Annotated in this window: 24 protein-coding genes and 1 pseudogene; 16 read left to right on the top strand and 9 right to left on the bottom strand. The window is 67.8% G+C overall.

Translation table 11 applies throughout. From position 1 onward, the window contains the following. Positions 1-4 precede the first annotated feature (4 nt). From OF380_RS24350 to OF380_RS24360, 3 genes are all read right to left on the bottom strand, one after another. Positions 5-274, bottom strand: a complete 270-nt coding sequence (locus OF380_RS24350; RefSeq protein WP_264048219.1) for a DUF485 domain-containing protein — start codon at positions 272-274, stop codon at positions 5-7. Positions 275-423: 149 nt separating this feature from the next. Then, the gene (locus OF380_RS24355; RefSeq protein WP_264048220.1) at positions 424-813 is read right to left on the bottom strand and encodes a tautomerase family protein; all 390 of its coding nucleotides are present in this window, start codon (positions 811-813) and stop codon (positions 424-426) included. Positions 814-957: 144 nt separating this feature from the next. Continuing rightward, positions 958-1,941 (bottom strand): NAD(P)H-dependent flavin oxidoreductase, encoded by a 984-nt coding sequence (locus OF380_RS24360; protein ID WP_264048221.1) that lies wholly within the window; start codon positions 1,939-1,941, stop codon positions 958-960. A 95-nt stretch (positions 1,942-2,036) separates the two neighbouring features. On the opposite strand from OF380_RS24360, the gene OF380_RS24365 reads away from it, so the two are divergent. Further along, positions 2,037-3,005, top strand: coding sequence for a LysR family transcriptional regulator (locus OF380_RS24365; protein WP_264048222.1), 969 nt, complete (start codon positions 2,037-2,039; stop codon positions 3,003-3,005). On the opposite strand, the gene OF380_RS24370 is transcribed toward OF380_RS24365, so the two are convergent. Beyond that, positions 2,971-3,900, bottom strand: coding sequence for a LysR family transcriptional regulator (locus tag OF380_RS24370; RefSeq protein ID WP_264048223.1), 930 nt, complete (start codon positions 3,898-3,900; stop codon positions 2,971-2,973). The two genes, OF380_RS24365 and OF380_RS24370, sit on opposite strands and share 35 nt — an antisense overlap. A gap of 118 nt (positions 3,901-4,018) precedes the next feature. Here OF380_RS24370 and OF380_RS24375 point away from each other — a divergent pair, with 118 nt between their 5' ends. Continuing rightward, positions 4,019-5,524, top strand: coding sequence for a CoA-acylating methylmalonate-semialdehyde dehydrogenase (locus OF380_RS24375; protein ID WP_264048224.1), 1,506 nt, complete (start codon positions 4,019-4,021; stop codon positions 5,522-5,524). A 75-nt stretch (positions 5,525-5,599) separates the two neighbouring features. Here OF380_RS24375 and OF380_RS24380 read toward each other — a convergent pair whose 3' ends face one another. Next, positions 5,600-5,752, bottom strand: coding sequence for a hypothetical protein (locus OF380_RS24380; protein WP_264048225.1), 153 nt, complete (start codon positions 5,750-5,752; stop codon positions 5,600-5,602). 378 nt (positions 5,753-6,130) lie between these two features. Then, positions 6,131-7,372, bottom strand: coding sequence for an NO-inducible flavohemoprotein (hmpA, locus tag OF380_RS24385; RefSeq protein ID WP_264048226.1), 1,242 nt, complete (start codon positions 7,370-7,372; stop codon positions 6,131-6,133). Positions 7,373-7,468: 96 nt separating this feature from the next. Here hmpA and OF380_RS24390 point away from each other — a divergent pair, with 96 nt between their 5' ends. Beyond that, positions 7,469-8,002 (top strand): Rrf2 family transcriptional regulator, encoded by a 534-nt coding sequence (locus OF380_RS24390; RefSeq protein ID WP_264048227.1) that lies wholly within the window; start codon positions 7,469-7,471, stop codon positions 8,000-8,002. A 65-nt stretch (positions 8,003-8,067) separates the two neighbouring features. Here the strand turns inward: OF380_RS24390 and OF380_RS24395 are convergent, their stop codons facing one another. Beyond that, a complete protein-coding gene (locus OF380_RS24395; RefSeq protein WP_264048228.1) occupies positions 8,068-9,381 on the bottom strand; it encodes a sigma-54 interaction domain-containing protein in 1,314 nt (437 codons plus the stop codon). Between the two features lie 248 nt (positions 9,382-9,629). Here OF380_RS24395 and OF380_RS24400 point away from each other — a divergent pair, with 248 nt between their 5' ends. The 9 genes from OF380_RS24400 to OF380_RS24440 all read left to right on the top strand — a co-directional run bounded on the left by OF380_RS24400 (position 9,630) and on the right by OF380_RS24440 (position 18,138). Continuing rightward, entirely contained in the window at positions 9,630-10,418 is a 789-nt protein-coding gene (locus OF380_RS24400) for an alpha/beta fold hydrolase (RefSeq protein WP_264048229.1), read from the top strand. A gap of 67 nt (positions 10,419-10,485) precedes the next feature. Then, on the top strand, positions 10,486-12,123 hold the full coding sequence (locus OF380_RS24405; RefSeq protein ID WP_264048230.1) for an MFS transporter: 1,638 nt from the start codon (positions 10,486-10,488) through the stop codon (positions 12,121-12,123). Positions 12,124-12,237: 114 nt separating this feature from the next. Continuing rightward, positions 12,238-13,275 (top strand): GlxA family transcriptional regulator, encoded by a 1,038-nt coding sequence (locus tag OF380_RS24410; RefSeq protein ID WP_264048231.1) that lies wholly within the window; start codon positions 12,238-12,240, stop codon positions 13,273-13,275. A 151-nt stretch (positions 13,276-13,426) separates the two neighbouring features. Further along, complete coding sequence (locus OF380_RS24415; RefSeq protein ID WP_264048232.1) at positions 13,427-14,437, top strand: CobW family GTP-binding protein; 1,011 nt, start codon at positions 13,427-13,429, stop codon at positions 14,435-14,437. A 37-nt stretch (positions 14,438-14,474) separates the two neighbouring features. Then, positions 14,475-14,984: a DUF1097 domain-containing protein gene (locus OF380_RS24420; RefSeq protein ID WP_264048233.1), complete on the top strand. Its 510-nt coding sequence runs from the start codon at positions 14,475-14,477 to the stop codon at positions 14,982-14,984. A gap of 13 nt (positions 14,985-14,997) precedes the next feature. After that, positions 14,998-15,732, top strand: coding sequence for a nitrile hydratase subunit beta (gene nthB / locus OF380_RS24425; protein ID WP_264048234.1), 735 nt, complete (start codon positions 14,998-15,000; stop codon positions 15,730-15,732). 132 nt (positions 15,733-15,864) lie between these two features. Continuing rightward, entirely contained in the window at positions 15,865-16,488 is a 624-nt protein-coding gene (nthA, locus tag OF380_RS24430; RefSeq protein ID WP_264048235.1) for a nitrile hydratase subunit alpha, read from the top strand. 10 nt (positions 16,489-16,498) lie between these two features. Further along, positions 16,499-16,816, top strand: coding sequence for a nitrile hydratase accessory protein (locus OF380_RS24435; protein ID WP_264048236.1), 318 nt, complete (start codon positions 16,499-16,501; stop codon positions 16,814-16,816). Positions 16,817-16,983: 167 nt separating this feature from the next. After that, entirely contained in the window at positions 16,984-18,138 is a 1,155-nt protein-coding gene (locus tag OF380_RS24440; RefSeq protein WP_264048237.1) for a HoxN/HupN/NixA family nickel/cobalt transporter, read from the top strand. Positions 18,139-18,182: 44 nt separating this feature from the next. Here OF380_RS24440 and OF380_RS24445 read toward each other — a convergent pair. Both OF380_RS24445 and OF380_RS24450 read right to left on the bottom strand, forming a co-directional pair. Beyond that, positions 18,183-19,271 (bottom strand): annotated as a pseudogene (locus tag OF380_RS24445) (carbon-nitrogen hydrolase family protein). A 249-nt stretch (positions 19,272-19,520) separates the two neighbouring features. Then, on the bottom strand, positions 19,521-20,417 hold the full coding sequence (locus OF380_RS24450; RefSeq protein ID WP_264048238.1) for a LysR family transcriptional regulator: 897 nt from the start codon (positions 20,415-20,417) through the stop codon (positions 19,521-19,523). Positions 20,418-20,703: 286 nt separating this feature from the next. Between OF380_RS24450 and OF380_RS24455 the strand changes: the two genes are divergently transcribed. The 4 genes from OF380_RS24455 to OF380_RS24470 are packed head-to-tail and all read left to right on the top strand — an operon-like array spanning position 20,704 to position 24,838. Continuing rightward, positions 20,704-21,867 carry a branched-chain amino acid ABC transporter substrate-binding protein gene (locus OF380_RS24455; RefSeq protein WP_264048239.1) on the top strand — a complete coding sequence of 388 codons (1,164 nt, stop codon included), beginning with the start codon at positions 20,704-20,706 and terminating at the stop codon, positions 21,865-21,867. A 58-nt stretch (positions 21,868-21,925) separates the two neighbouring features. After that, positions 21,926-22,843 (top strand): branched-chain amino acid ABC transporter permease, encoded by a 918-nt coding sequence (locus tag OF380_RS24460; protein WP_264048240.1) that lies wholly within the window; start codon positions 21,926-21,928, stop codon positions 22,841-22,843. Between the two features lie 2 nt (positions 22,844-22,845). Further along, complete coding sequence (locus OF380_RS24465; RefSeq protein WP_264048241.1) at positions 22,846-24,039, top strand: branched-chain amino acid ABC transporter permease; 1,194 nt, start codon at positions 22,846-22,848, stop codon at positions 24,037-24,039. A gap of 4 nt (positions 24,040-24,043) precedes the next feature. Beyond that, positions 24,044-24,838 (top strand): ABC transporter ATP-binding protein, encoded by a 795-nt coding sequence (locus tag OF380_RS24470; RefSeq protein WP_264048242.1) that lies wholly within the window; start codon positions 24,044-24,046, stop codon positions 24,836-24,838. Positions 24,839-24,843: the final 5 nt, after the last annotated feature.

Here is a 24,843-nt window from a genome sequence, read left to right on the forward strand (position 1 = left end):
GCGCTCACTTCCCTGACAGGCGCGCGTCGGCGCGGTTGACGGCCAGCACGTAGATGCCCGTCAACACGACGCCGAGGACGATGACGAACAGGCCATAGGCGAATGCCCAGGTGACGGTGCCGCCGGACAGGACCGGTTTGGCCAGCAGCGCGGGCGCGAACGCCCCCATCGCCACGAAACCGAAATAGGCCGCCATCAGAATGACGGTGAGAGTCACGCCCAGATGAACGTTCTGCGTATCGGGCGCGCGCAGCGGTGGTTTGCCCGGTTCCATGATGGTCTGCCTCCGATGATCCGATGATGGAGACCGCAAAGGCACGTCATGCGCCAACTGCTGCCCGATACAGTGCCTCAAGATATTTTATATTTGAATATTCGGCAGACTTCCTGCAGATAGATTTTATCTTCTGCTTGCAGAGGGATTTAGAGTTCGCCGGTCAGGAACTGCGCCCGGCCGTGGCCGAACGACCAGTCGTCGTCGGTATTGCTGATCATGGATACCACCACGTCGGTGGGCGGAATCCCGCACTTTTCCTGCAGGGACTGACAGAGGAGCCGGTAAAAGGCTTCCTTCATCTCGCGGCTGCGAGGCCTGGTCGTCACCTGCAGGACCACGCGCTTGTCCGTCCGCGGGATGCCGAGGCCCGTGTCCTCGACCACTAAGTGCGCGGGCGGATGCTCGTGCACGATCTGGTAGCGGTCGCCGGGCGGCACCTCGAAGGCCTCCAGCATGGCCTGGTGGGCCGCGTCGAGCAGCGTCTGCAGCTCGGCGGGGCTGCGGCCCTGGACCAGATCGAAACGTAGCAGGGGCATGGTTCACCTCGTTGCGTGGGAGGATGTCAGACCAGGCCTCGATGAGCCCACCCCATCGAGGTCCGACCGCGCGACGGCGCGGTGGCGGCCGTCCGCCGGACCTCGACGGGCCCGACCAGCGGTTCGGGTCCGTGAGACACGGTATCAGGCGGCGATCAGGGCGCGGGAGACCGATGCGAGCTGCGCCTCGGTCTCGGCGGCCAGGCGCTCGACGAGCGCACCCGCCGGCGGCAGGTCCCGGACGAGGCCGATCGCCTCGCCGACGGTGACGTTCGAGATGTCGTGGTCGCCGCTCCGGTCCGCAGCCTCGACCTTCTCGCGCTCCTCGGCCGCCAGACCGCGCAACTCCTCCTCGCGGCCGTGCCAGGTCTCGATGAAGCGATTGCGCATCAACCGGCCGGTGTACTCGGCCGGCCAGGCACGATTGCGCACGATATCATAGACCGACGTCCGCACCGTCTCGTCGCCGGTCGCGGCGAGGATACGCGCCTTGGCGGAGGGGTGGATCAAGGCTTCCTGCGTGGCCCAGAACCGGGTTCCGAGCAGCGCGCCGTCCGCCCCGAGCATCAGCGCCGCCGCGATGCCGCGTCCATCGGCGATGCCGCCGGCCGCGAGCACCAGAACCTCCGGGCGCTCCCGTGCGACCATGTCCGCCACGCTCGGGACGAGGGTGACGGTGCCACGCGTCGTGAGGCCGTGACCGCCGGCATCCGTGCCCTGGGCCACCAGGACGTCGGCGCCGGCATCGAGTGCGCGACGGGCATGCTCCAGGTTATGCACCTGACAGATCATCGGGACGCCGGCTGCCCGGATCTTCGCCGCGAAGGGTGCGGGATCGGCGAAGGACAGCATCATCGCCGCGGGCCGGTGCGCCAGCGCCATGTCCAGCAGCACGGGATCCTTTGCCATCGACCAGGTGATGAACCCGCAACCGACGCGCTGATTACCCGCCTTGGCGAACTCGCTCTCGAGAAGCTCACGGTTGCCGTAGCCGCCGCCGATGAGTCCGAGGCCGCCGGCGGCACTGACCGCGGCGGCGAGGGCGCCACCCGAAGCCGGGTCCATGGGGGCGAGAACGATGGGATGACGGATCCCGAACGCCTCGGTCAGACGGGTTCGCAGTGCCATGATTGCCTCCGGCGCCCGTCGGGCTCTTCTGCCGACTCGGTCCTGGGGAAAATTATGTAGCCGAGCGTAGATTTCAGGAATAATGATTCCTTCAGATGGCACCCATCGCGGATCGAGATGTCATGAATAGTGCAGACCTGATGTTTTTCGCGGCTGTCGCTGAAGCAGGCGGGATCGGTCGAGCCGCGACTGTGCTGAACACGGTGCAATCCAACGTCACCGGGCGCATCCGCGCGTTGGAGCAGGCCCTGCGCACCCCCCTGTTCTACCGCGGCACGCGGGGGGTCACGCTGACCAGGGCCGGTGAGCGCCTGCTTCCCTACGCGACACAGGTGGCCCGTCTGTTGGCCGACGCCGAGCAGGCCGTCCTGTCCGACGAGACCCCGCGCGGATCGCTGCGCCTGGGCTCGATGGAAACCACGGCGGCGCTCCGGCTGCCCCGTCTGCTGACGACCTATACCGGCAAGTATCCGGAGGTGGATATCGAGTTGGAACTCGGGCCGACCAAGTCGCTCATCGCCGCGGTGCTGGACCGGAAGATCGAAGCCGCGTTCGTCTCCGGGCCGATCAGCCAGGACGACCTGACCGCCGTCCCGGTGCTGGACGAGGAACTCGTGCTCGTCGCCGGCACGAAGCTCCGCAGTCACGACGAGGTCGTGGCCATGCTGGCGAGCAAGCAGGAAGCCCGTGTGCTGGTGTTCAAGACCGGCTGTTCCTACCGCCTGCGGCTGGAAGGGTTCCTCGGCGCCCATGGTCTGGTGCACGTTCGCCGGATGGAGTTCGGGACCCTGGACGGGATCATCGGCTGCGTCGAGGCGGGCATGGGCATCTCGTTGCTGCCACGGGTGGTCGCCGAACCGATGCAGCGCAGCGGGCGGGTCTCGATCCATGCCCTTCCGGATGGGGCGGGCATCGCACAGACGTTGATCGTCTATCGCCGGGACAGTTTGCTGACCGCCGCGTTCGAACGCTTCCTGGACTGCACCTATGAGCTCTTCGATCTCCTGCCGAAGGAGGGCCTTGAACTCGCTACGCTCCGGACTGGCCTTCAGGTCGCGGAATAGTCCCTGCTCCCCGGGGGAGGAAGCGTCGTCTCTCTTCGCGGACGCGTTGCAGGATGAAATCGCGGCAGGCCGCGACGCGGCGGACCTCGTGGCTCTCGGGATGTGAGAGCAGCCAGTAGGTTCGCTGGAACACGATGGACGGCAGCACGCGGACGAGGTCGGGGCACTCGGACACGGCGAAGTCGTGGAGGATGCCGATCCCGGCCCCGGCGCGAACCGCCTCCAGTTGACCGATGGCACCGGCGCAGCGGAACACGCTCCGTGCCCGGCCTTGCAGGAAGGCCATGTAATCGAGGGCCGACGCATAGGCGTAGTCGTCCACGCCGATGACGGCGGCATGGCCAGCGAGATCGTCCTCGTTCGCCACCGGTCCTGCGCGCTCGAGATAAGTCCGCGCCGCATAGAGTCCGAGCGTGTAGTCCGTGAGCTTCGAAAGTGTGAGGCGCCCATGTGCCGGTCGGTCGAGACCGATCGCGAGATCGGCCTCCCGTCTCGACAACGAGAACGAGCGGGGCAGCGGGACGAGCTCGATCACCAGGTTCGTGTATCGCGTCGCCAGCAGGCCGAGCTCGCGCGCCAGGAACAGGTTGCCCAAACCGTCCGGCACGCCGATGCGAACGGTCCCGCTCGGCTCGGCTTCCGTCGCGCGGAGCCGTGCCGCAGCCGCCAGGATCTCCGCCTCGACCCGCTCGGCCGTGGGGACCAGGTGCTCGCCGGCATCGGTCAGCGCCGAACCGTTGGGTCGCCGGTGAAACAGCGGGGTGCCGAGCGCACTCTCCAAGGCCTCGATGCGGCGCGCCACAGTCGCGTGATTGAGGCCGAGCTTGCGGCTCGCCTCCAGCATCTGGCCCTGCCGGGCGACCGCGAGGAAGACCTGCAGGTGGTCCCAGTTCATGGACATTATTTTGCGCACATCGGTTTGGCGTAGACCGCTATTGAACAGCAAAAAATGTAGGGTGAAAAGGTCCGACCACACCGGCGGTGATACGCGCCGCCCATCACGGGAGGATCAAATGGCTCAGGTTCATTCCATCGAGCACTTCGTCGGCGGTGCCCGCGTCCAAGGCCGTTCAGGCCGCACCGCGCCGGTCTTCAACCCCGCGACCGGCGAGCAGACCGGGACCGTCGCGTTGGCGAGCCGCGACGAGGTGGACGCCGCCGTCGCCAGCGCCCGCGCGGCCTTCCCCCGCTGGGCGGCGACGACCCCGCTGCGCCGCGCCCGCATCCTCAACACCTTCCTCGGCATCCTCCAGGACCGTATCGGTGAGATGGCCGCCGTGATCACCGCCGAGCACGGCAAGGTGCTCTCCGATGCAGCCGGAGAGATCCAGCGCGGCATCGAGGTCGTCGAGTTCGCCACCGGCATCCCGCAGCTCCTCAAGGGCGAGGTCACGGAGAATGTGGGCACCCGCGTCGACAGCCATTCCCTGCGCCAGCCGCTGGGCGTGGTGGCTGGCATCACGCCGTTCAACTTCCCCGCCATGGTGCCGATGTGGATGTTTCCCGTCGCGCTCGCCTGCGGCAACTGCTTCATCCTGAAGCCCTCCGAGCGCGACCCCTCGACGGCCCTGCTGATCGCGGCGTGGCTGAAGGAAGCCGGGCTGCCCGACGGCGTGTTCCAGGTCGTGCAGGGCGACAAGGAGGCGGTGGACGCCCTCCTGCACCATCCCGACATCGCGGCGGTGAGCTTCGTCGGCTCGACCCCGATCGCCCGGTATATCTACGCGACCGCCACCGCCAACGGAAAGCGTGCGCAGGCGCTGGGGGGCGCCAAGAACCACATGATCGTCATGCCCGACGCCGACATGGATCAGGCGGTGGACGCGCTGATGGGGGCGGCCTACGGCTCGGCCGGCGAGCGCTGCATGGCGATCTCGGTGGTCGTGCCGGTGGGCGAGGCCACCGCCGACGCCCTGGTCGCCAAGCTGATCCCGAAGGTGCGCGCCCTCAAGGTCGGCCCCGGCACCGACCCGGAGGCCGAGATGGGCCCCCTCGTCACCAAGGTCCACCGCGACAAGGTCAGCGGCTACATCGATGCGGGCGTGGCCGAGGGCGCCGCGTTGCTGGTGGACGGGCGCGGCCTCAAGCTCCAGGGCTACGAGAACGGCTACTTCCTCGGCGGCTCGCTGTTCGACCGGGTCACGCCGGAGATGTCGATCTACAAGGAGGAGATCTTCGGGCCCGTGCTCGCGGTCACGCGGGCGCCCGACTACGCCACGGCCGCCCGGCTCATCAACGCGCACGAGTTCGGCAACGGCACCGCGATCTTCACCCGCGACGGCGATGCGGCCCGCGAGTTCGCGCACGGGATCGAGGTCGGCATGGTGGGCATCAACGTGCCGATCCCGGTGCCGATGGCGTTCCACTCCTTCGGCGGCTGGAAGGCCTCGCTGTTCGGCGACCACCACATGCACGGCCCCGAGGGCGTGCGCTTCTACACCCGCCTCAAGACCATCACCACCCGCTGGCCCACCGGCATCCGCGCCGGCGCCGACTTCGTCATGCCGACCATGGAATAGGCCCGCACGATCACCGATCGGCGGCTTTTGCCGCCGATCGCGCGCCGATGCCGATCGACGGGGATCGTGCCACCCTCATGCGGCGGTGAGCCGCCGCATGAGCCTGGCCAGCGCGCTGACCAGGCTCAGGGCGTCCAAGTCGGCCCAGGCCTTGGCCCCGATGATCCAGATCGATACCGGTCCGCCGATCCGCCCGGCGGCGAAGGCTGCGGTCAGCCGCGCCAGCAAGGGGGTGCGTTGTCGGGGCGCTACACGCGCGCTGTAGGCCCGCCATACTGACGACCATGAACGTACCGCTCACGAGAGCCGCCGACGCGGCGATGGCCCAGAGTGTCGGGGCGGTCAGCGGCAACGCGGTCCCGAGGACCAGCGTCCCCTGTGCCACGGCTCAGAGCCGCTTGCGCGACCACATCGGGAGCCAGCGCGACGGCCACGAGGGCGACCATACCGCTGCCGACGACCGGCCACGACGACGGGTCGGGTCCCGGGGGAGGAGGCCGCTCCGGGACTCATGGATCTCTGTCCCGGTGGACCTCGTCGGATCGGGACGAGGTCCTTCAAGCTTGGCGAGGTCGGACCTCGGCGGCGGCGGTGGCCGGGACGCGCTCAGGCGGCCTGTCTCGGTGCCTCGATCAACTCATCGGCGGGGCCGAAGAACTCGAAGCGGATCCGCTCAAGGGGGACTCCGTTGCGCAGGAGACCGTTCACGAGTGCGCCCAGGAAGGGTTTGGGGCCGCACAGATAGTAGGTCGCCTGCTCCCGCGGGGTGTGCGTCACCAGCCATTCCGCCGTGATCAGGCCGGCCTCGGCGGGCTGTCCGTCCGTGCCCTCCTGCGCGTGCCCCTCCGCATAGAAGACCTGGGCGTGCAGGTTCTCGTGGCCGTCCGTCAGGGCCCGCGCATGTGCGCCCATGGCGTGGACATGTCCGTTGAGGGCGCCGTGGACGAACCAGGTCGGACGCTCCGGCGCGGTCGCGGCGATCGTCTCCAGTATGCTGATCATGGGGGTCAGCCCAACGCCGCCGCTGACCAGGACGACGGGCGCGTCGGTGCCCCGATCGAGGAAGAAATCCCCGGCCGGCGGAGCGGCCCTGACCGACGTGCCCGGCCCGGCATGGTCGTGCAGCCAGTTCGAGACGATGCCCGCCGGCACATCCGGGGAAGCTTCCCGCTTCACGGTGATGCGATAGGCGCGGTCGTTCGGGGCGCAGGAGATGGAATAGTTGCGCCGGAGCGCGCCCCGACCGGGGATGTCGAACAGGAGGCCGAGATATTGGCCCGGCTCGTGCTGCAACACCGGCTGCCGATCGGCCGGCACCAGCACGAAGGAACGGATCGTCGCGCTTTCCTGGGTGACGCTTTCGACCATGAACTCGCGCCAGCCATTCCAGCCGCCGGACTTCCGGGCGAGATCCCGATAGATCGTGGCCTCACGTCCGATCAGTAGCTCTGCGAGGAACCAGTACGCCTCTCCCCAGGCCGCGCAGATCTCCGGCGTGGCGGCTTCGCCGAGCACGTCCTGGATCGCGCCGAGCAGGGCATCGGCGACGTAGGGGTAATGCTCCGGCAGGATGTTCAGGGCGACGTGCTTCTGCGCGATCCGCTCGACGGCGCCTGCGAGGACGCCGAGGTTGTCGATGTTGCGGGCGTAGGCGAGCACGGCTTGCGCCAGCGCCTTGGGCTGCGACCCGGTCTCGCCATGGTGCGACTGGTTGAAGAGTTCACGGATGCCGGCATCGGCGAACAGGCGTTCGTACATGCGGCTGGTGATGGTGAGCCCGTGTCCCTCCAGGGCCGGTACGGTGGCCTTGATCAGGGCGATGGTGGCCGGAGCGAGAGGGGTCGGCATCTGCATCTCTCATAAGGTTCATTGGATATGGACCTTATACGACGCCGATTGAAAAGGTGCAAACGAGATATACCTTAGCCGGCGACGGGAGCTGCCATGCGTCTGACGCGCTACACCGACTACGCCCTCCGGACCCTCATCTTCGTCGGCCTGAACGAGCCGCGACAGAGCTCGATCGCCGAGATCGCGCGGGCCTACGGCATTTCCGAAAGCCATCTCACGAAGGTGGTGCACCAGCTCGGACGCCTGGGACTGATCCGTACCATCCGAGGGCGCGGTGGCGGATTGCGGCTCGCCAGGCCCCCTGCGGAGATCGTCGTCGGAGCCGTGGTGCGCCAGACCGAGGAAGACCTCGCGCTGGTCGAGTGTTTCGCGAGCGGTGCCTGCGCGATCACGGCACCGTGCCGCTTGCGGCGCGCCCTCGGGGAGGCGCTGGCCGCATTTCTTGCCGTTCTCGATCGCTATACCTTGGCGGACCTGCTGGGCGGATCGGACGGGATTGCGATCGCCACCCTGCTGGGCCTGCCTTTGCCGACCCCGGAAGCGGCGGAACGCGGGGAAGCACGCCGACCCGTCGACGTGGCCCGGGCAGAACTCGCTGGCCGAAACGAGGGCGGCGGCACGCAATAGGGCCGCGCCGAGGCCGTCACGCGGAATCGGCGACCCGTTCGGGGCCGCACCGCGCTCGGCGTATCTCATCCGCTGTCGGTGCGTCTTCCCTTCGACCGGATCCGATAGAATTGGGACCGGCTGATCCCGAGCTGGCGGGCCGCGTCGTCCACGTCGCCGCCGGCCTTGGCCAGAGCTTCTTCCGCCGTCTGGGAGCGCTGGCGATCCGTGAGCGCCTTCAGGTTGCCGGTCGCCTCCGCTTCGCCGATGGAATCTGTACCGGGGATCCGGCTGATCTCAATATCACCCATCACCAGAAATCGGGTGAGGACGCTTTCGAGTTCGCGTACGTTTCCCGGCCAGCGGTGGGACTGCAATCGGCGCATTTGCGGCTCCGTCAGCGCCCGGTTCACGATGCCGCTCGTTTCGCGGATACGGCCGAGCAATGCGTCCACCAGCATCGTGAAGTCGTTGCGTTCGCCCAAGGCGGGCATCCGGACCCTCAGGACGGCGATGCGATAGAAGAGGTCGCTTCGGAAGGCTCCCGTCGCCAGCCATTCCTCGAGCTTCCGGTGCGTGGCGCAGACCAGCCTGAAGTCCACCGGAATCGGCCGCGTACCGCCCACCCGCACGATCTCCCCGGTCTGCAGCACCCTGAGCAGGCTGCCCTGAAGGCGAAGCGGCATGTCGCCGATCTCGTCCAGGAAAAGCGTACCCCCGGAGGCGAGTTCGATCTTCCCCACCTTGCCGGTGCTCGCCGCACCGGTGAACGCGCCCCCCTCGTAACCGAACAGCTCGGAATCGACGAGTTCGGCGGGAATGGATGCGCAGTTGACGGTGACGAACGGTCCGTCGGCTCGGGACGACGCGGCGTGAAGGGCGTGGGCGGCGAGCTCCTTGCCGGTCCCCGTCTCGCCATCGATCAGCACCGGGAAGTCCGTGTCGGCCGCCGATCTCAGGCGTGACCTGCATTCCTCCATCGCGGGGTCGTCACCGATCAGGTGACCGAGATCGAATTTCGCCCGCCAGGCTGCCGTCGTCGCCGGAACCGCGACGGCGCTCTCGAAACGCTGGTAGGCACGACGGAGGGCGGAGGAGCTGGAGAACAGAGCTACGCCGATGGCCCCCACCGGCTTTCCATCCTTCAGGACCGGGGTCTGGCGCGCCAGCAGCTTGTGACCGCGTACCTCCAGGGGAAAGGGTGACATCGGCTTGTCACCCTGGGCGACGAGATGGAGGCGCGTCTGGGGTCCGATGACGTCGGTGATGTGCCGGCCGAGGAAGTCCTCCTCCCGGCCACCCAGCAAGGTGCAGTAGGAGCGGTTGATCAGGACGATCAGCCCGGCGCCGTCGACGGCGACCAGGCAATCCGAGACGTGGTCCAGCAGGAGACGAAGCATCTGTGCGTCGTCCGTACCCGCTGCGGGCCATGCGAGCGGAACGTGCATGACGTCTCAGATCTGCGACAGAAGTGTCATCGATGCGACGATACGGGGCGCCCCGCGCGCCGTCAATGCGTCGCCGATCACCGAGTTCGCGAAATTACCCTCACGAAATCAATATCTTGATCTATTTCAGGCTGGCCGTTCCGATGTGGCGTCCGAGTTGCCCTGTCTCAGCAGGTCCAGCAACCCTCCGGAGCATCGGCGTGACGAAGAATCAGCGGCGAGTGATTGGCGACAGCGTCGTCGAGATCACGGGTCAGGGACCCGCGATCGTGTTCGTTCACGGCTTCACGACCACCGCCGAATTCTGGAAGGAGCAGGTCGCGCCTTTCTCGCAGGATTGGCGCGTCATCCGCATCAACCTTCCGGGCCACGGCGTCTCACCGCATCCGGACGACCGGTTCTACACGATCGACGCATTCGTGTCGGACGTGGACCGGGTGTTGTCGGAGCTCGAGATCGAGTCCTGCGTGCTCGTCGGACTCTCCATGGGCGGCACCATCGCCCAGCGCTTCACGCTCCAGTACCCGGACCGCGTCACGTCGCTCGTGCTGGTGGGTGCGACCCCGCATGGCCTCGGACCCGACGTGAAGGTCGAGAACGTGATCGCCGCCATCGACAGCGTCGGCGTCGCCACGGCGAGCCAGAACGTCATCGAAAAATCCTTCGCCGCCTGCGCCCCCGCCGCGCTCGTGCAATGGGCCAAGAACGAGGTCATCCAGACCCCGGATCACGTCGCGCGCACCGCGATTCGGTCCCTCAACGCGAGCGACAGCCGGTCCGAACTCGCCTCGATCGCGGTGCCGACACTGGTGGTCGTCGGTGCCGAGGATGCCATCACGCCGCCGGCCCAGTCCCGCGCGCTCGCCGACGGCATTCCCGGAAGCATGCTCACGGTGATCCCCGATGCGGCGCATTTCCCGATGATCGAGCAGCCCGACGCCTTCAACGCGGTCTTCCGCGAGTTCCTCGGCCGTTACGCGCTCCGCTGACCTCGGTTCCGGACCGGGCCGTCACGCTCCATTCAAGGCAAGTCATCATCAGAACGAGGGGATACCGATGTCGACCAGCGCCACGACACCCATCAGCGGCCAGGGCTCCACGCTCGATCAACCGTCTCCCGGGATCCATGATCCGGCCGACACCCGCCGCGTCGTGCTCGCCGCCGCCCTCGGCACCGTGTTCGAATGGTACGACTTCTTCATCTACGGAAGCCTCGCGGCCTTCTTCGGGGTCCTCTTCTTTCCGCCCGGCAACGAGACCGCGGCCTTCCTCGCTTCGCTGGCCACTTTCGGAGCCGGGTTCGTGCTCCGGCCGTTCGGCGCCCTCGTCTTCGGTCGTCTCGGGGATGTCGTCGGCCGCAAGCGCACGTTCCTCATCACGATGCTGATCATGGGGCTGGCGACGGCGGTCGTCGGCCTCCTGCCGACCTTCGCTCAGATCGGCTGGTGGGCGCCCGTCATCCTGGTCCTTCTGCGATTGCTGCAGGGATTGGCGGTCGGCGGCGAGTTCGGCGGCGCCGTCACCTACGTGGCGGAACACGCCTCGAGCGGACGTCGCGGATTCCTCACGAGCTGGATCCAGATCACCGCGACCGGCGGCCTCCTGCTCTCGCTCCTCGCGATCCTCGTCTGCCGCAACGCGATGTCGCCCGAGGCCTTCGCCTCCTGGGGCTGGCGCATCCCGTTTGTCGGTTCCGTCGGCCTGCTGCTGCTCTCGCTCTACATCCGGCTGAAGCTGCACGAGTCGCCGGTCTTCAAGCAGATGCAATCGGAGGGCAAGACCTCGAAGAACCCGATCAAGGAAGTCCTCGGCGAGAAACGCAACCTGAAGATTGTCCTGATCGCGATCTTCGGCGCCGTCGCGGGTCAGGCCGTGATCTGGTATACGGGCCACTTCTACAGCCTGTACTTCATGACCAATACCCTGCGGCTCGATGCGAGCACGGCGTACGTCTACCTGACGATTGCCCTCGTTCTCGGAACGCCGTTCTTCGTGGTGTTCGGGTGGCTCTCCGACATCATCGGCCGCAAGTGGATCATCATCGCCGGCTGCGCCTTGTCCGCGTTCCTCTTCATCCCGGTCTTCAACGGGCTGATGACCTACGGCAATCCGCGCCTTGCGGCGTTCCGGGCGAGCCACGCGGTCGCGCTCCAGGGAGCCGAGTGCATCGCCGAGCAATCGGTCGTCACGCAGCTGTTCACCCCTGCCAAGACCACGCCCTGCTCGAAGGCCAAGTCGTTCCTGACGGCCTACGCCGTGCCGTACACCGTCGAGCCCGGCGACCGTTTCACCCTGCGTCTCGGCGACCGTGCCTTCGAGGGCTTCGACGAGCCGGCGCTCAAGGCCGCCCTCGTCGAGGCGGGAATGCCGCTCAAGGCCGATCCGGCCCAGGTCAACGCCCCGATGATGGTGGGGCTGCTGTTCGTCCTCGTCTTCCTCGCGACCATGGTCTACGGCCCGCTCGGGGCGATGCTGGTCGAGCTCTTCCCCACCCACATCCGCTACAGCGGCGTGTCGGTGGCGCTGCAGTTCGGCAATGGCTGGATCGGGGGCTTCGCTCCCCTGATCGCCGCCTCGATGGTGGTGAGCGCCGGCGATGTCTTCGCGGGCCTCTGGTACACCGTCGTCATCGCCGCCGGCACCGCCATCATCGGGGCCCTGCTGCTGCGCGAGACCAGCACCGCACGCCTCTGACCGACCATCCCCGCCGTCCGACCCTCGGGCGGCGCGGCCCTGCTTCCGGTCGGAGCGGCATCGGCCGTTCCGACCGGCGCCATCGACCCGTTCACGTCCCGGCACAGTAGACCGATGTCCGATCCCGAACGCCGCGTGATCAACGTCGGCATCGTCGCCCCGGGCGGATCCCCGGCCCTCGACATCGTCGGTCCGGTGGATACGTTCGCTCAGGTCGACCGGATCCCCGACGCACCGGTCCACTACGCGGTCTCCCTGCTCGGCACGGCCCCCGGCCCGATCCTGGCATCGTCCGGCCTTCGCATCCTCCCGGATCGGCTCATCGGCGAGGCCCGCGAAATCTTCGATACCCTCCTCGTCGTGGGCAGCCCCGCCATCGAAGGCGGGACGCAGGAGCCGGCCCTGAGGGCCTGGCTCCTGGAAAAGGCACCGACGACGCGGCGGATCGCCTCCATCTGCAACGGAGCCTTCATCCTGGCTGAGGCCGGCCTCCTGGAAGGCCGGCGCGCAACCGCGCAGGGGCGGGACGCCGACGCATTGGCGGCGCGTTACCCGGGGGTCCGGGTCGAACCCGACCGGATCTTCGTCCGCGACGAACACATCTACAGCGCGTCGGGCGTCACCGCGGGCATCGACCTCGCCCTCGCCCTCATCGAGCAGGATTGCGGATCCGGCGTTTCGCGCGCCGTCGCCCGGGCCCGCGTCGTCCCCCTGCCTCGGCCGGTTGGGCAGTCGCAGTTCGGCGTGCACCCCCGGGTCCTTCTCGCGGAACAATCCCAGCTCGGCGAGATAGCGGATTTCGTGCGCACCAACCTGTCCGCGGACCTCTCCCTCGCCAATCTGGCGCGCCGGGCGGCCATGAGCGAGAGAAGCCTGATGCGCCTCTTCAGGGAGGCGATGCACACGACGCCGGCCCGATACGTCGAGGCGGCACGGGTCGAGGCCGCCCGCAACTGCCTCGAAACCGGGACGACGGGAATCCAACAGGTCGCCCATCAGTGCGGCTTCGGATCGACCGATACCCTGCGCCGTGCCTTCCTGCGCCATCTCGGGACCTCCCCGGGCGACTATCGGCAGCGTTCCCAGGGGACCGCGCGAACCGCCGGTGCGCAGTCCGATCCGGCGGGCGCGCCCATCCTGCAAATTCGGTAGGCAGGGGATGTCCAAGCTTGCGGCAGCATGGAGAGACTGTCGCGATCTGCAGTCCGTTTGGCGGAAACTGCCGCCTCGTCAAGCTGGCCATCAAGGTTCGATGGTCCTAGCCTTGCTTTCGAAAGTGCAAGACTTCTGAGGAGTGTGTCTGATGTCGGAGACCAACGGCAAAGTCCCGGTGACGGTTCTCACGGGCTTCCTCGGCTCGGGCAAGACCACCCTCCTGAACCAGCTGCTGGCCCAGGAGGGGGCGGAAGGGACCGCCGTCATCGTCAACGAGTTCGGGGCGGTCGGCATCGACGGCCAACTCGTCGTCGGCGTCGACGAGGACATCATCGAGATCAACAACGGCTGCATCTGCTGCACGGTGCGGGCGGATCTCGTCTCGACCATCGAGCGTCTGCTCGCGCGGCCCCAGCGGGTCCGCCGGATCCTGATCGAGACGACGGGCCTCGCCGATCCGGCGCCGGTCATCCAGAGCTTCATCCTGGACGAGCGGCTGCGGGCGAGCACGGAACTGGACGCGCTCGTCACCGTCGTCGATGCGCTCCACAATCCGATCTGGCTCGCCATGGGCGCGGAGGCCGAGGCGGCCGGCGGCGAGAACATCGCGGCCGAGCAGATCGCCTTCGCGGACCTCCTGGTGCTGAACAAGACCGATCTCGTCGATGGAGACACGCTCGCGCTGCGCGAAACGGACCTGCGCCGCCTCAATCCCCTCGCGCGCATCCTGCGCGTCCGGGACGGGACGGTGCCGGCCGCCGAGGTGCTGGGCATCCGGGCCTTCGACCTCAAGAACGCCCTCGCCATCGAGCCCGAGCTCCTGTCCGATCTCGAGCACGAGCACGACGACGCGATTACGAGCGTCGCGCTGACGATCGAGGACGACCTGGACCCGGCGCCGTTCTTCAAATGGCTCAACACCTTCGTCCAGGCCAAGGGCTCCGATATCTTCCGGATCAAGGGCATCGTGCCCGTGCGGGGCGAGGCGCGCCGCTACGTCTTCCACGGCGTCCACATGACGCTGGACGGCCGGCCCGGGCGTCCGTGGCGGCCAGGTGAGATGCGACGCGGCGAGATCGTCTTCATCGGGCGCAACCTCGACCGGACTGCGATCGAGGCCGAGGTGCACGCCTGCATCGCGCGCCGCGCCGCCGCCTGAAGACACGTACCGCCCCGTTCCGACAGGAGTGCCCCGAATGTCCCCGACACTTGCCCTGGCCACCAGCATCGCCGTCCTCGGAGGGCTCGACACCTATCTCACGGCCACCGCGCTTCCGATCCCCGTCTGGGTCACCTTCATCGCGTGGGCCTCGTTCTTCGCCTGCGGTGGCGGCGTTCCCGGGCTCGTCAAATCGGTCGCGTCGAACTGGATCGGCATCGTCATCGCGAGCCTGTGCCTGCTCGTGATCTCGCTCGCACCGGGATCGCCCGTCGTCGCCGCCGTCTCGGTGGGCGTCGGCAGCGGCCTCATGATCCTGGCCGCATCGGCGGGGTTCCTCGGCTATCCACCGGCCATCGTCTTCGGCTTCGCCTCCCTCGTCGGCACGACGCAGGCGACCGGCCACGGCGTGCTCGACGGAGGGATCACCCATCCCACCCTCGTGGCCGGGTTCTCGATGCTGGTGGGAGCCCTCTTCGGCATCGTCTCGGAGATGCTGGCACAGGCGCTGACGCAACGTTCCACCGCCCCCGCGACGGTTCGCTAAAACCGGAGGTCACATGAAACTTCAGCACACCCTCGGCGGCCTCGAAGGCCTCGACCCCGTCGTTCCGGAACTCCGCGTCTTCGTCGAGCCCTGGGAGGAACGCATCTTCGGCATCCACACCGCGATGATGGCGCTCAGCCCGCAGCTGAACCTGCCGCAGACATCGAGCACCTTCAAGACGATCTGGACCTGGGCCGACCTTCGCAAGGGCGCGGAGGCGATGAATCCGTTCGATTACTTCAAATACCGCTACTACGAGAAGTGGCTCGGCGGAATCTCGGGCTACTTCGTCGCCCACGGCTACATCACGCAGGCGGAGCTCGACGCCCGGACGGACGAGTACCTCGCCGATCCGGCAAAGCCTCTGTCGTCCGGCGGTACGCCGGAGGTCGACGACCGCATCCACACGTACCTCATCGACGGGGACTCGCCCTGGCATCAATGGGCGGACAAGCCTCGCTTCGCCGTCGGCGACACCGTCCTCATCGGCGACCCGCCCACGGTGGAGCATACCCGCCTGCCCGGCTACCTGCGCAACAAGGTCGGTGTCGTCGAGACCGTCTACGACGACGCGTTCAGCTACCTGTGCTCGACCGGCCCGGACGGCATCGGCCCGGCGATGCCGGTCTACTGCATCAAGTTCGATCCGCAGCACCTGTGGCCGGGCAATGCCGAACCCGGCTTCTTCCTCTACGCGGACCTGTTCGACGCCTACCTGCGCCCGGTGGCGCAGCAGGCCGCCGCCTAGATCCGATCCTCGACGAGACGCACTCGTCGAGGACCCCTCACCCGCCCGCCCCGCGAAGACCTTCGCCCGGACCCTTTCGCCCGCGATCACCCGTCGACGGCAGCGAACCGGCATCGACAAGGTAGGAACCCCATGACTGATCGTTTCGCCTATTCCGAGGACCGCGAGAAGCGCAACGCGGCGCGCGTGCGGGCGCTGGAAGCCCTGCTGATCGAGAAGGGCGTCATCACGGACCAGACCGTCGACAAGGTGATGGAGACCTTTGCGACCGAGATGGGGCCCTTCAACGGCGCGAAGCTCGTCGCCCGGGCCTGGGTCGACGACGCCTTCAAGGCCCTGCTCGTGACCGATACCATGGCGGCCGTCGCGCAACTCGGGCTCCCGACGGGAGCGGCAGGGGCCGAGGGCGAGCACATGCGGGCCGTGGCGAACACGCCGGACGTCCACAACCTCATCATCTGCACGCTTTGCTCGTGCTATCCGTGGCCGGTCCTGGGTCTCCCGCCCTACTGGTACAAGGACCCATCCTTCCGTGCCCGCGCGGCCCGTGAGCCGCGTGCCGTGCTCAAGGAGTTCGGGCTGGAGGTCGCGCCGTCGAAGGAGATCCGGACCTGGGACAGCTCGGCCCAGATCCGCTGGTTCGTCGTGCCCGAGCGGCCGGACGGCACCCAGGGCATGAATGAGGACGAACTCGCGGCGCTGGTCACCCCGGAGACGATGATGGGTGTCGCCATCGCGTTGCCGCAGGCCGCCTGAGGCGTCCCCCATGCAGACGAGCTTCGAGCACTTCGCCGTCGCCAGCATGTTGGGGCAGTCCGATACGCCCCCCCGGGCCAATGGCAGCCTCTGCTTCCATCAGCCCTGGGAGCGGCAGGCGTTCGGCCTGGCCGTGGCGCTCGCCCGGGACGGGCACTTCGAATGGGAGGCGTTCCGGCAGGCGCTGATCGCCGAGATCACCGCGTGGGAGGCGTCCCACGCCCGCGACGACCCGGACTGGGACTACTACGAGTGCTGGCTGAACGCCCTCGAACGCGTGATGCCGCCCGAGATCCTGCCCGGCATCGCAACGGGGTCTCGGGCCTGACCGCGCGTGGATCGAGAGATCCGGGCGGACGATGCCTCATCCGACGCATCTCCGCCTCCATCCCGGGGCAATCCTCGGCCGCGGGCAGACAGCCTGCCCGTATGGAAGCGGTGACCCTGCCGCGATGACGGGCTGCCGTGGCCAGGACGGCCAACCGGAGTGAACTCTTGACCGCCACCCGTCCGACCGACCCTCACCTGCCCGGCTCGGTGCGGCGGAAGATCGGCGTGCTGTACCTGTTCCTGGTTTCCGCGAACGTCGCGGTCTGGGCCTGGGCGTACGATCTCTTCGCCGGCAACCCGGCCCTGCTCTCGACGGCATTCCTGGCCTATGTCCTCGGGGTGCGGCACGGCGTCGATCCGGATCACATCGCGGCGATCGACAACGTCACGCGCAAGCTGATGCAGGAGGGCCAGCGACCGATCGCCGTCGGTCTCTGGTTCGCGCTCGGTCACTCCACCGTCGTCGTCGTCGCGGCCACCTTCGTCGCGCTCGCCACGACCAGCATGCTCGATGTCCCGGGGCGATACCGGGAGCTGGGAAGCCTAGTCGGGACGGGCGTGTCGGCGACGTTCCTGATCCTCATCAGCCTCGTCAATTGCGTGGTTCTGGCCGGCGTCTGCCGCGCCTTCTGGCGCCTGCGCCGGGGGCGGGACGTCCCCCGGGATCCCGAGCGCATGCCGCCCGCGCATCAGGGTCTCCTGACCCGGATCCTGCGTCCCCTGTTCGGGCTGATCACGCGGTCCTGGCAGATGTACCCGTTGGGCCTGCTCTTCGCGCTCGGCTTCGAGACGGCCACGGAAGTGAGCCTGTTCGGCCTCTCGGCGGCACAGGCCGGGAGCGGGGCGGATCTCTGGCTCGTCCTCGTGTTCGCAGCCCTCTTCACCGCCGGCATGACGCTGGTCGATGCCACCGATGGCGTGCTGATGCTCGGGGCCTACAGCTGGGCGTATGTGCAGCCGCAGAGGAAGCTTCTCTACAACCTCGTCGTCACCCTCCTGTCCGTCGTGGTCGCCCTGGTGATCGGCACGTCGGAGGCCATCGATATCGTCGCCGACCGGTTCGGATCACAGAGCGGGCACGGGACCTGGCTCGGCAGCATCTCCGACCATTACGATACGCTCGGGTTCGGAATCATCGGCGCTTTCGTCCTGGCCTGGGCGGTGTCCTGGCTCATGCACCGCCGTGACCGGTCCGGTTCCGACAATCCCGGGTTCTGGCTCGACCGTTCGCGAGCCGCGCCTGACGCCTGTACGCGCGCCGCACTTGCCGGGCCTCCGATCGGCTTGGCTTCTCCGCCCCGACCCGCTCCGCCGGGCTGACGACCTGGCGCTCGAAGGAGGCCGGGTGGCCGCTGGGGTCCGCCCTACCGCAGATCCCCGTCCATCCGAACACCGTTCGAACGGTCGTGCCCAAGGGCGGGGGCGGGCAAGGATTCGGCCGTCGCGCGCCCCGTCTCGTCCGTCGCTGCAGCATCGCCGTCGTGGAAGGTGGCGGGCTGCTGGCGCCGGCGTCGAACCGTGAGGTCGAAGATGTCGAAGCGATTGTAATACCCGACGACATCGTGGAACTGCTTCGGCTCGATGCAGGCGTTGAGGTCGATGTCGGCGTAGACGATGCCTTCCTCGTTCTGAAGGACTTCGCTGATCTGGCGTCCGGTGGGATCGATGACGAAGGATGCGGCGCGCGGCGTTTCGTCGAGGACGCGCGCGGCCCTTGCGTCGCGTCCGACGAGGGCGTCCCGCATGGCACTGTCCATGAAGCCGGCGGTCACGATGCCGAAGGCCTTGGCTTCGAACGAATGGGCGCTCGCCCGGATCCGGTTGGCCGCAACGTTGTCGAAATTGCCGTCTTCCGCCGGCGGACGCGTCGGCTAGATCGGCGGCCAGGACGAGACGTGGACCTGCTCGCCCTGCGCCATCAGCGCGAACCGCGCGAGGGGGTTGGTGTTCTCGCCGCAGATCAGCCCGCCGAGGCGCCCGATCCGGGTGTCGGCCACGCGCAGACCCTCGCCGTCCCCGGCAGCCCAGACGAGCTTCTCATAGAAGGTCGGCACCAGCTTGCGGTGGTGAACGAGGATGGCGCCGTCATCGCCGATGAGAAGGTTGGTGTTCCACAGGCAGCCGACGCTGGCCGGCGAGCGCTCGCTGATGCCGATGGAGACGAAGACGCCGAGTTGCCGGGCCTGGTGCCGGATCTCGGTCACTTCCGGCCCGTCCACGAAGACGGATTCGGTCACCATGCGCTGGAACAGGTCGTGGTTCTCGATGGGCGCCCACAGGGCCGCCCAGACGGGAAAGGCCGGGATGTAGGTTTCCGGGAAGGCGATGAACTCCGCGCCGGCGCGAGCCGCTTCCCGAAGAATCGAAACGGCCTTTCGGGTGGTCGCGGCCTTGTCGAGAAAGACCGGGGCGGCGTGCACGGCCGCGACCTTGAAGCGTGGAAGCTGACCCATCTGCGACCTCTCTGCCTGGGTGATCCGCGAAAGTTCGCCGATGCCGCCGTGCGGGTTTTTCTCCCCGGCGCGGAACCGCGATGTCTCGCCCGTTCCACCTCGAACCGGTTCGACCTTGGGACCTTCGGGGGAACCGATAACAGGGGGCCGCGACCGCCGTTGAGAGCCTTTCGCTGCAAAGGGGTTTGCAGACCTGCACGGGGCTGACCCGGTATGCGCCGGCGATCGCGGCCTCGCCCACGGAGCCGGTCAGAAGCGTGTCAGATACGCGTTCTCGCGATCGAACAGCCCGGTGAGGAAGCGGGTCACCGCACGGACGCGACCGAGATGTTCGATGTCCTCGTGCACGGACAGGTACACGTCCCGCATGACGACGGCGGTGTCGGGAAGGACGGGCACCAGACTAGGCTCGCGCTTCGAACAGAACAGCGGCAACAGCCCGATCCCGAACCCGGCGGCCACCGCGTTCTGCTGTGCGGCGAGGCTCGTCGACCGGAAGACCACGCTCTCCGGCTGCAGGATGTCCAGGAGCCAGTGCACCGTGTCTATGGCGAGGAGATCCTCCACGTAATCCACGAAGTCGTGCCGCTGGAGTTCACATCGCTCCGTGGGTGTACCCCGATCGGCCAGGTAGGCTGGCGCGGCGAACAGGGCGAGGCGGATCGCCCCGATCCGCTGGACCTTCAGGCGCGGCCCCTGGGGTGGGACGAAGCTGACGGAGATGTCGGCCTCGCGCTTGGTGAGGTTGATCAGGTGGCGTTCGGTGACGAGCTCGATCACGATGCCCGGATGGGTCCGGGCGAGTTCGCGGAAGCGCCCGCTGAGATAGAAGGCCGCGATTCCCTCCATGCTCGCCACCCGGACCCGCCCGGCGGGTTCCGTCCCGACCGACGAGCCGAGCACCCCGGGGACCGAGAGCGCCTGCGCCTCGATGGCCTCCGCGACCGCCAGCAGCCTGTGCCCGTGCTCGGTCAGGATGAAGCCATCGGGGCGGCGGTCGAAGAGTTTCGCGTCGATGGAGCGCTCGAGCTCGGCGACGCGACGGCTGACCGTCGTGTGGTCGACCCTCAGCCGCTTGGCCGCCGGCATGAGGCGCCCATGCCGGGCGAGTTCCAGAAAGAACGTCAGGTCGTTCCAGTCGAACACGGACGACTCGGGTGTGAGGCCACGGATGCCGAACGGTACCTCGGCGTGCGGCAAGCGCCTAGCAGTGACAGGGACCGAGCGTTCGATGCGCCGAGCACGGATCGACAATGGGCCCCAAGGGAGCGTCGGACCAATCGGCATCGCTTAAACGGGCGGCGTATTGATGCAAGAAGTGGCAGGGCGCGCTGCAGTTTTCAGCGGAACTTCCGCAGGGGGCTGTGCGCGTTTTTCCAGTCCCGCGTCGCTCGGGCTGCGGTTACCCTCGCGTCGAATTGGGGGGATCCACATGCTTCGAGTACTGGCGAACACGCTGCTGGCGGCCGTGACCGTTCTGGGCCCGGCGCGGATGGCGGAAGCGAAGGATACGGTGAAGATCGCCTTCATCGGGCCGTTGACGGGCGGCAACGCCGCTGCCGGCATGGGTGGGCGCAACTCGTCGCTGCTCGCCGTGCAGATCTGGAACGCGGATCCGAAGAGCCGATACCTCTACGAGCTCGCCGTCTTCGACGACGAATGCAAGCCGAACATCGGCGTCCAGGTCGCGACCAAGGCCGCCGCGGACCGTTCGGTCACGGCCGGCATCACCCATTACTGCTCGGCCGTCGGGATCGCGACCGTCGACACCTACGCCCGCTTCAAGCTCCCGGTGGTGGTCTGGGGCGCCATCCTGCCGGAGATCACCTACGGCAACGCGCATAAACAGATCCACCGTGTGAACGGCACGATGATCAACGAAGGCAAGCTCGCGGCGTCGTTCCTCTCGGAGCACGGTTTCAAGACCGTCGCGGTGATCCACGACACGACGGATTACGGCAAAGGACAGAACAAGTACTTTTCCGAATATCTCAAGCCGGCCGGAGGCGAGATCCTGGCGACCTTCGCGGTCGCGCCCGACCAGCAGGATTTCACGGCGGAACTGACGCGGATCAAGGAGCTGAGGCCGGACCTCGTCTTCATCGGCGGCCTGACGCCCCTCGGCGTCCGCGTCCGCTCGCAGATGGAGCGTCTCGGGATCGAGGCCCGCATGGCGGGGGTCTCGGGGATCATGACGGCGGGCTTCCTCGAAGGTGCGGGCGCCGCCGCAGAGGGAACCGTCTCGTTCCATAACGGCGCGCCCCTCTCGAAATACGCCAACGGTCAGGCCTTCACCGAAGCCTACGGGAAGGCCGGGTTCCGGGAGGATCCCGATGCCTACGGCCCGTTCGCCTATTCCGCCGCGAACCTGATCATGGATGCCGTCGAGAAGGTCGGGCCCGATCGGGCGAAGGTCACGACCGAGCTGAACGGCACCAAAGGCTACCCGTCCCTCATCGGCGAGATCAACTTCGACGATCACCGTCAGAACCTCGTGAACGCGAACGTCTACGTCGCGCAGGGTGGGAAGTGGGTCTACTGGCCGGACAGCGACTATGCGGCCGGAAAGAAGGCCCTGGTGCCCGCCCGGCGCTGATGAACAGGGCCGGTTAGGCCCGCCCCTTCGATCATCTCGTAACACGCGGGAGCACAGGATGGATTTCGGCTTTCTGGCCCAGCATCTGTTCAATGGACTGATGCTGGGCGTCATCTACGCGATGATCGCCGTGGGGTTCTCGCTGTTCTTCGGCGTCCTCGACGTGATCAAGTTCTCGCACGGCGATGTCGTCACCCTCGGCGCTTTCGCGGCCCTCGGTGCCGTCGCCTTCGTGGGCTCCCTCGTTCCCGTGCCGGGCCTCGCCCTGATCCTCGGGCTCCTGGCCGCCATCGCGGCCGGCATGGCGGCGGGCGTCCTGATCGGCGGCACCCTCGTGCTGCCCCTGCGCAACGCGCCGCCCGTCAACGTCCTGCTGATCACCCTGATGGCCGGCACCATCCTGCGCGAGGCGATCCGCCTCGGCGTGCCGAACGGCGGCAACCCCAAGCCGTTCCCGGCCCTGCTTCCGGAACAGCGCATCACGGCGGGCTCCTTCAGTGTCGGGCTCGACAGCGTGATCATCCTCGTGGCGGGCCTTGCGGTGATCTTCGCCACCCATCGCCTCGTCACGCGCACCCGTCTCGGGCTGGCGATCCGTGCGGTCGCCCAGGATCCCGAGGTGGCCTGTCTGTCCGGCATCGATTTCCGCCGCACGGTGCTCGGGACTTTCGCCCTCGGCTCGGCGCTCGCCGCCATCGCGGGCTGCATGCTCGGGCTCTACTACCGCGAGATCAACTTCAGCATGGGTCTCGTTCTCGGCGTGATCGGCTTCGCCGCCGCTGTGGTGGGCGGGCTCGGCAGCCTGCTCGGACCCATCCTCGGCGGCTTCCTGTTCGCCGGCGTCCAGACTCTCGTCACGATCTCCGTGCCCTCCGCCAGCGCCTACAAGGACGTGGCGGCCTTCGCGGTGGTGATCGTGCTTATCGGCCTGTTTCCCACGGGCCTGATCTCCGAACATTCCAGCGAGCGGGTCTGACCATGAACTCTGCCGAGATCCAGCTCTCCGGCGCTGCCCCTGCGGCCGCGGGCGCCCCGTTCGAACGCATCGCCGCGGTCGCGGTGCCGATCCTGAGTTTCGCCGCCCTGGCCTGTCTCCTGGGGGCCGAGCGGGAGTGGGAGATCCTCGGGATTCTCCTCGCCTTCCTGGCCGCCCTCGTCGTCCTCGACCGGACGCCGACCGGCCGAGCGGCGGTCGCCGCCTGCCGCAGCCAGCGCGGGATCGCGAACGCCACCGCGGCCCTGGCGACCCTGGTTCTCCTGTGGATCTTCCGCGAGGAGCACTACGCCCTCCTCATGGTCGCGACGGTGGCGCTCTCCGCCACGGCCTGCATCGGCCTCAACATCCAGATGGCGCTCGGCGGCATCGCCAACTTCGCCTCGGCGGCGTTCTTCACCCTCGGTGCCTACACCGCCGCCGTGCTGGCGGGACACACCGCGCTCCCGCACCTCGCGGTGCTCGCGGCGGGCGGACTCGTGACCGCCGCCCTCGGCCTGCTCCTGCTGCTGCCCGTCCTGCGGACGCGTGGCCACTACGTGGCCCTCGTGACCATCGCCTTCGGCGTGCTGCTGCGCAACCTGCTGGAGGTGAACGATACCCTTGGCGGACCCCAGGGCCTGAAGATCCCGAGTTTCGCGCCGTTCGGCCTCGATTTCGGGGCCGTCAGTGCCGTGGCCGGCTACGAGGTCTCGTTCTACCTGCCCTACGCCCTGGCGGCGGCGATCCTCTTCGCCCTGGCCTTCGCGGCGATGCGGTGCCTGGAGCTTTCCTGGATCGGCATCGCCATCGACGCCGTGCGCACCGACCCCATCGCGGCGTCCACCTTCGGCCTGTCGCCGGCGCGCTGGAAGGCCACCGCCTTCCTGTTCGGCAATGCCATGATCGGCGTCGCCGGCGCGCTCTACGGAATGATGAACGGGTTCGTGAACCCCAACGGCGCAGGCTTCGGCGAATCCCTGACCCTGCTCTCCATCGTGGTCCTCGGCGGCCTCGGCAACGTCTGGGGGACGGTGGCGGCCGCGGCCATCATCCTCGTCCTCCCCGAGAAACTTCAGGCGATCCAGGAGTACCGCCTGCTGATCTTCGCCGCCGTGGTGATCGCGATCCTGCGCTTCCGCCCGAGCGGTCTTCTGCCGCGCCCCTTGCGCATCCTCGGCGGCCGGACGGGAGGCTGAGACCATGACTGCGTCCCTCATGACCGCGCCCCTGCTCACCTGCTCCGGCCTGACCATGCGTTTCGGAGGCCTCACCGCCCTCGACGGGCTCGACATTTCCGTCGACCCCGGCACGACCATCGGCCTCGTCGGCCCGAACGGATCGGGCAAGACCACGTTCTTCAACGTGCTCACCGGCCTCTACCGCCCCTCGGCGGGCACGGCGGCCCTCGCCGAGGCGGACATCTTCGGAAAATCGCCCCAGGCGATCGGACGCGCCGGCGTGGCGCGCACCTTCCAGAGGTGCCGGCTCATGCTCGACCAGAGCGTATTCGACAACATCGCCCTCGGTGCCCTGCGCCACCAGGATCTCGGCCTCGCGGCCCAGTTGTTCCGTCGGCGCCGGCTGCGCGCGGAGATCGACGCCCTGGTCGAACGGGTGCACGGCATCGCCATGCGGTTCAACCCGGCTATCGCCGCGTCCCTGTTCGAGCCGGCGGGGAGCTTCACGATGATCGACCGCCGCCGCATCGAGATCTGCCGCGCGCTGATCGCCAATCCGCGCCTCCTCCTCCTCGACGAACCGTCGGCGGGCATGACCCCGGAGGAGACGCGCCGCCTGATGGACGACCTCCTCGATTTCCGGCGGGAGGCTCCGGACCTCGCGGTGATCCTCGTGGAGCATGAGATGGACGTGATCCGCCGGGTCTCGAACCGCTGCGTCGTGCTGAATTTCGGCCGCAAGATCTTCGAGGGGTCCTTCGAGGACCTGATTGAGGACCGGGACGTCCAGACCGCCTACCTGGGGAGCGGACATTGAGCACG

This window comes from Methylobacterium sp. FF17, assembly GCF_025813715.1.
In the GTDB taxonomy this organism is placed as follows: Bacteria; Pseudomonadota; Alphaproteobacteria; order Rhizobiales; family Beijerinckiaceae; genus Methylobacterium; species Methylobacterium flocculans.

Coding starts and splice junctions, on each gene's coding strand:
- OF380_RS24350 (WP_264048219.1), bottom strand. CDS start 274: ATGGAACCGGGCAAACCACCGCTGCGCGCGCCCGATACGCAGAACGTT.
- OF380_RS24355 (WP_264048220.1), bottom strand. CDS start 813: ATGCCCCTGCTACGTTTCGATCTGGTCCAGGGCCGCAGCCCCGCCGAG.
- OF380_RS24360 (WP_264048221.1), bottom strand. CDS start 1,941: ATGGCACTGCGAACCCGTCTGACCGAGGCGTTCGGGATCCGTCATCCC.
- OF380_RS24365 (WP_264048222.1), top strand. CDS start 2,037: ATGGCACCCATCGCGGATCGAGATGTCATGAATAGTGCAGACCTGATG.
- OF380_RS24370 (WP_264048223.1), bottom strand. CDS start 3,900: ATGAACTGGGACCACCTGCAGGTCTTCCTCGCGGTCGCCCGGCAGGGC.
- OF380_RS24375 (WP_264048224.1), top strand. CDS start 4,019: ATGGCTCAGGTTCATTCCATCGAGCACTTCGTCGGCGGTGCCCGCGTC.
- hmpA (WP_264048226.1), bottom strand. CDS start 7,372: ATGCCGACCCCTCTCGCTCCGGCCACCATCGCCCTGATCAAGGCCACC.
- OF380_RS24390 (WP_264048227.1), top strand. CDS start 7,469: ATGCGTCTGACGCGCTACACCGACTACGCCCTCCGGACCCTCATCTTC.
- OF380_RS24395 (WP_264048228.1), bottom strand. CDS start 9,381: ATGCTTCGTCTCCTGCTGGACCACGTCTCGGATTGCCTGGTCGCCGTC.
- OF380_RS24405 (WP_264048230.1), top strand. CDS start 10,486: ATGTCGACCAGCGCCACGACACCCATCAGCGGCCAGGGCTCCACGCTC.
- OF380_RS24410 (WP_264048231.1), top strand. CDS start 12,238: ATGTCCGATCCCGAACGCCGCGTGATCAACGTCGGCATCGTCGCCCCG.
- OF380_RS24415 (WP_264048232.1), top strand. CDS start 13,427: ATGTCGGAGACCAACGGCAAAGTCCCGGTGACGGTTCTCACGGGCTTC.
- OF380_RS24420 (WP_264048233.1), top strand. CDS start 14,475: ATGTCCCCGACACTTGCCCTGGCCACCAGCATCGCCGTCCTCGGAGGG.
- nthB (WP_264048234.1), top strand. CDS start 14,998: ATGAAACTTCAGCACACCCTCGGCGGCCTCGAAGGCCTCGACCCCGTC.
- nthA (WP_264048235.1), top strand. CDS start 15,865: ATGACTGATCGTTTCGCCTATTCCGAGGACCGCGAGAAGCGCAACGCG.
- OF380_RS24435 (WP_264048236.1), top strand. CDS start 16,499: ATGCAGACGAGCTTCGAGCACTTCGCCGTCGCCAGCATGTTGGGGCAG.
- OF380_RS24455 (WP_264048239.1), top strand. CDS start 20,704: ATGCTTCGAGTACTGGCGAACACGCTGCTGGCGGCCGTGACCGTTCTG.
- OF380_RS24460 (WP_264048240.1), top strand. CDS start 21,926: ATGGATTTCGGCTTTCTGGCCCAGCATCTGTTCAATGGACTGATGCTG.
- OF380_RS24465 (WP_264048241.1), top strand. CDS start 22,846: ATGAACTCTGCCGAGATCCAGCTCTCCGGCGCTGCCCCTGCGGCCGCG.
- OF380_RS24470 (WP_264048242.1), top strand. CDS start 24,044: ATGACTGCGTCCCTCATGACCGCGCCCCTGCTCACCTGCTCCGGCCTG.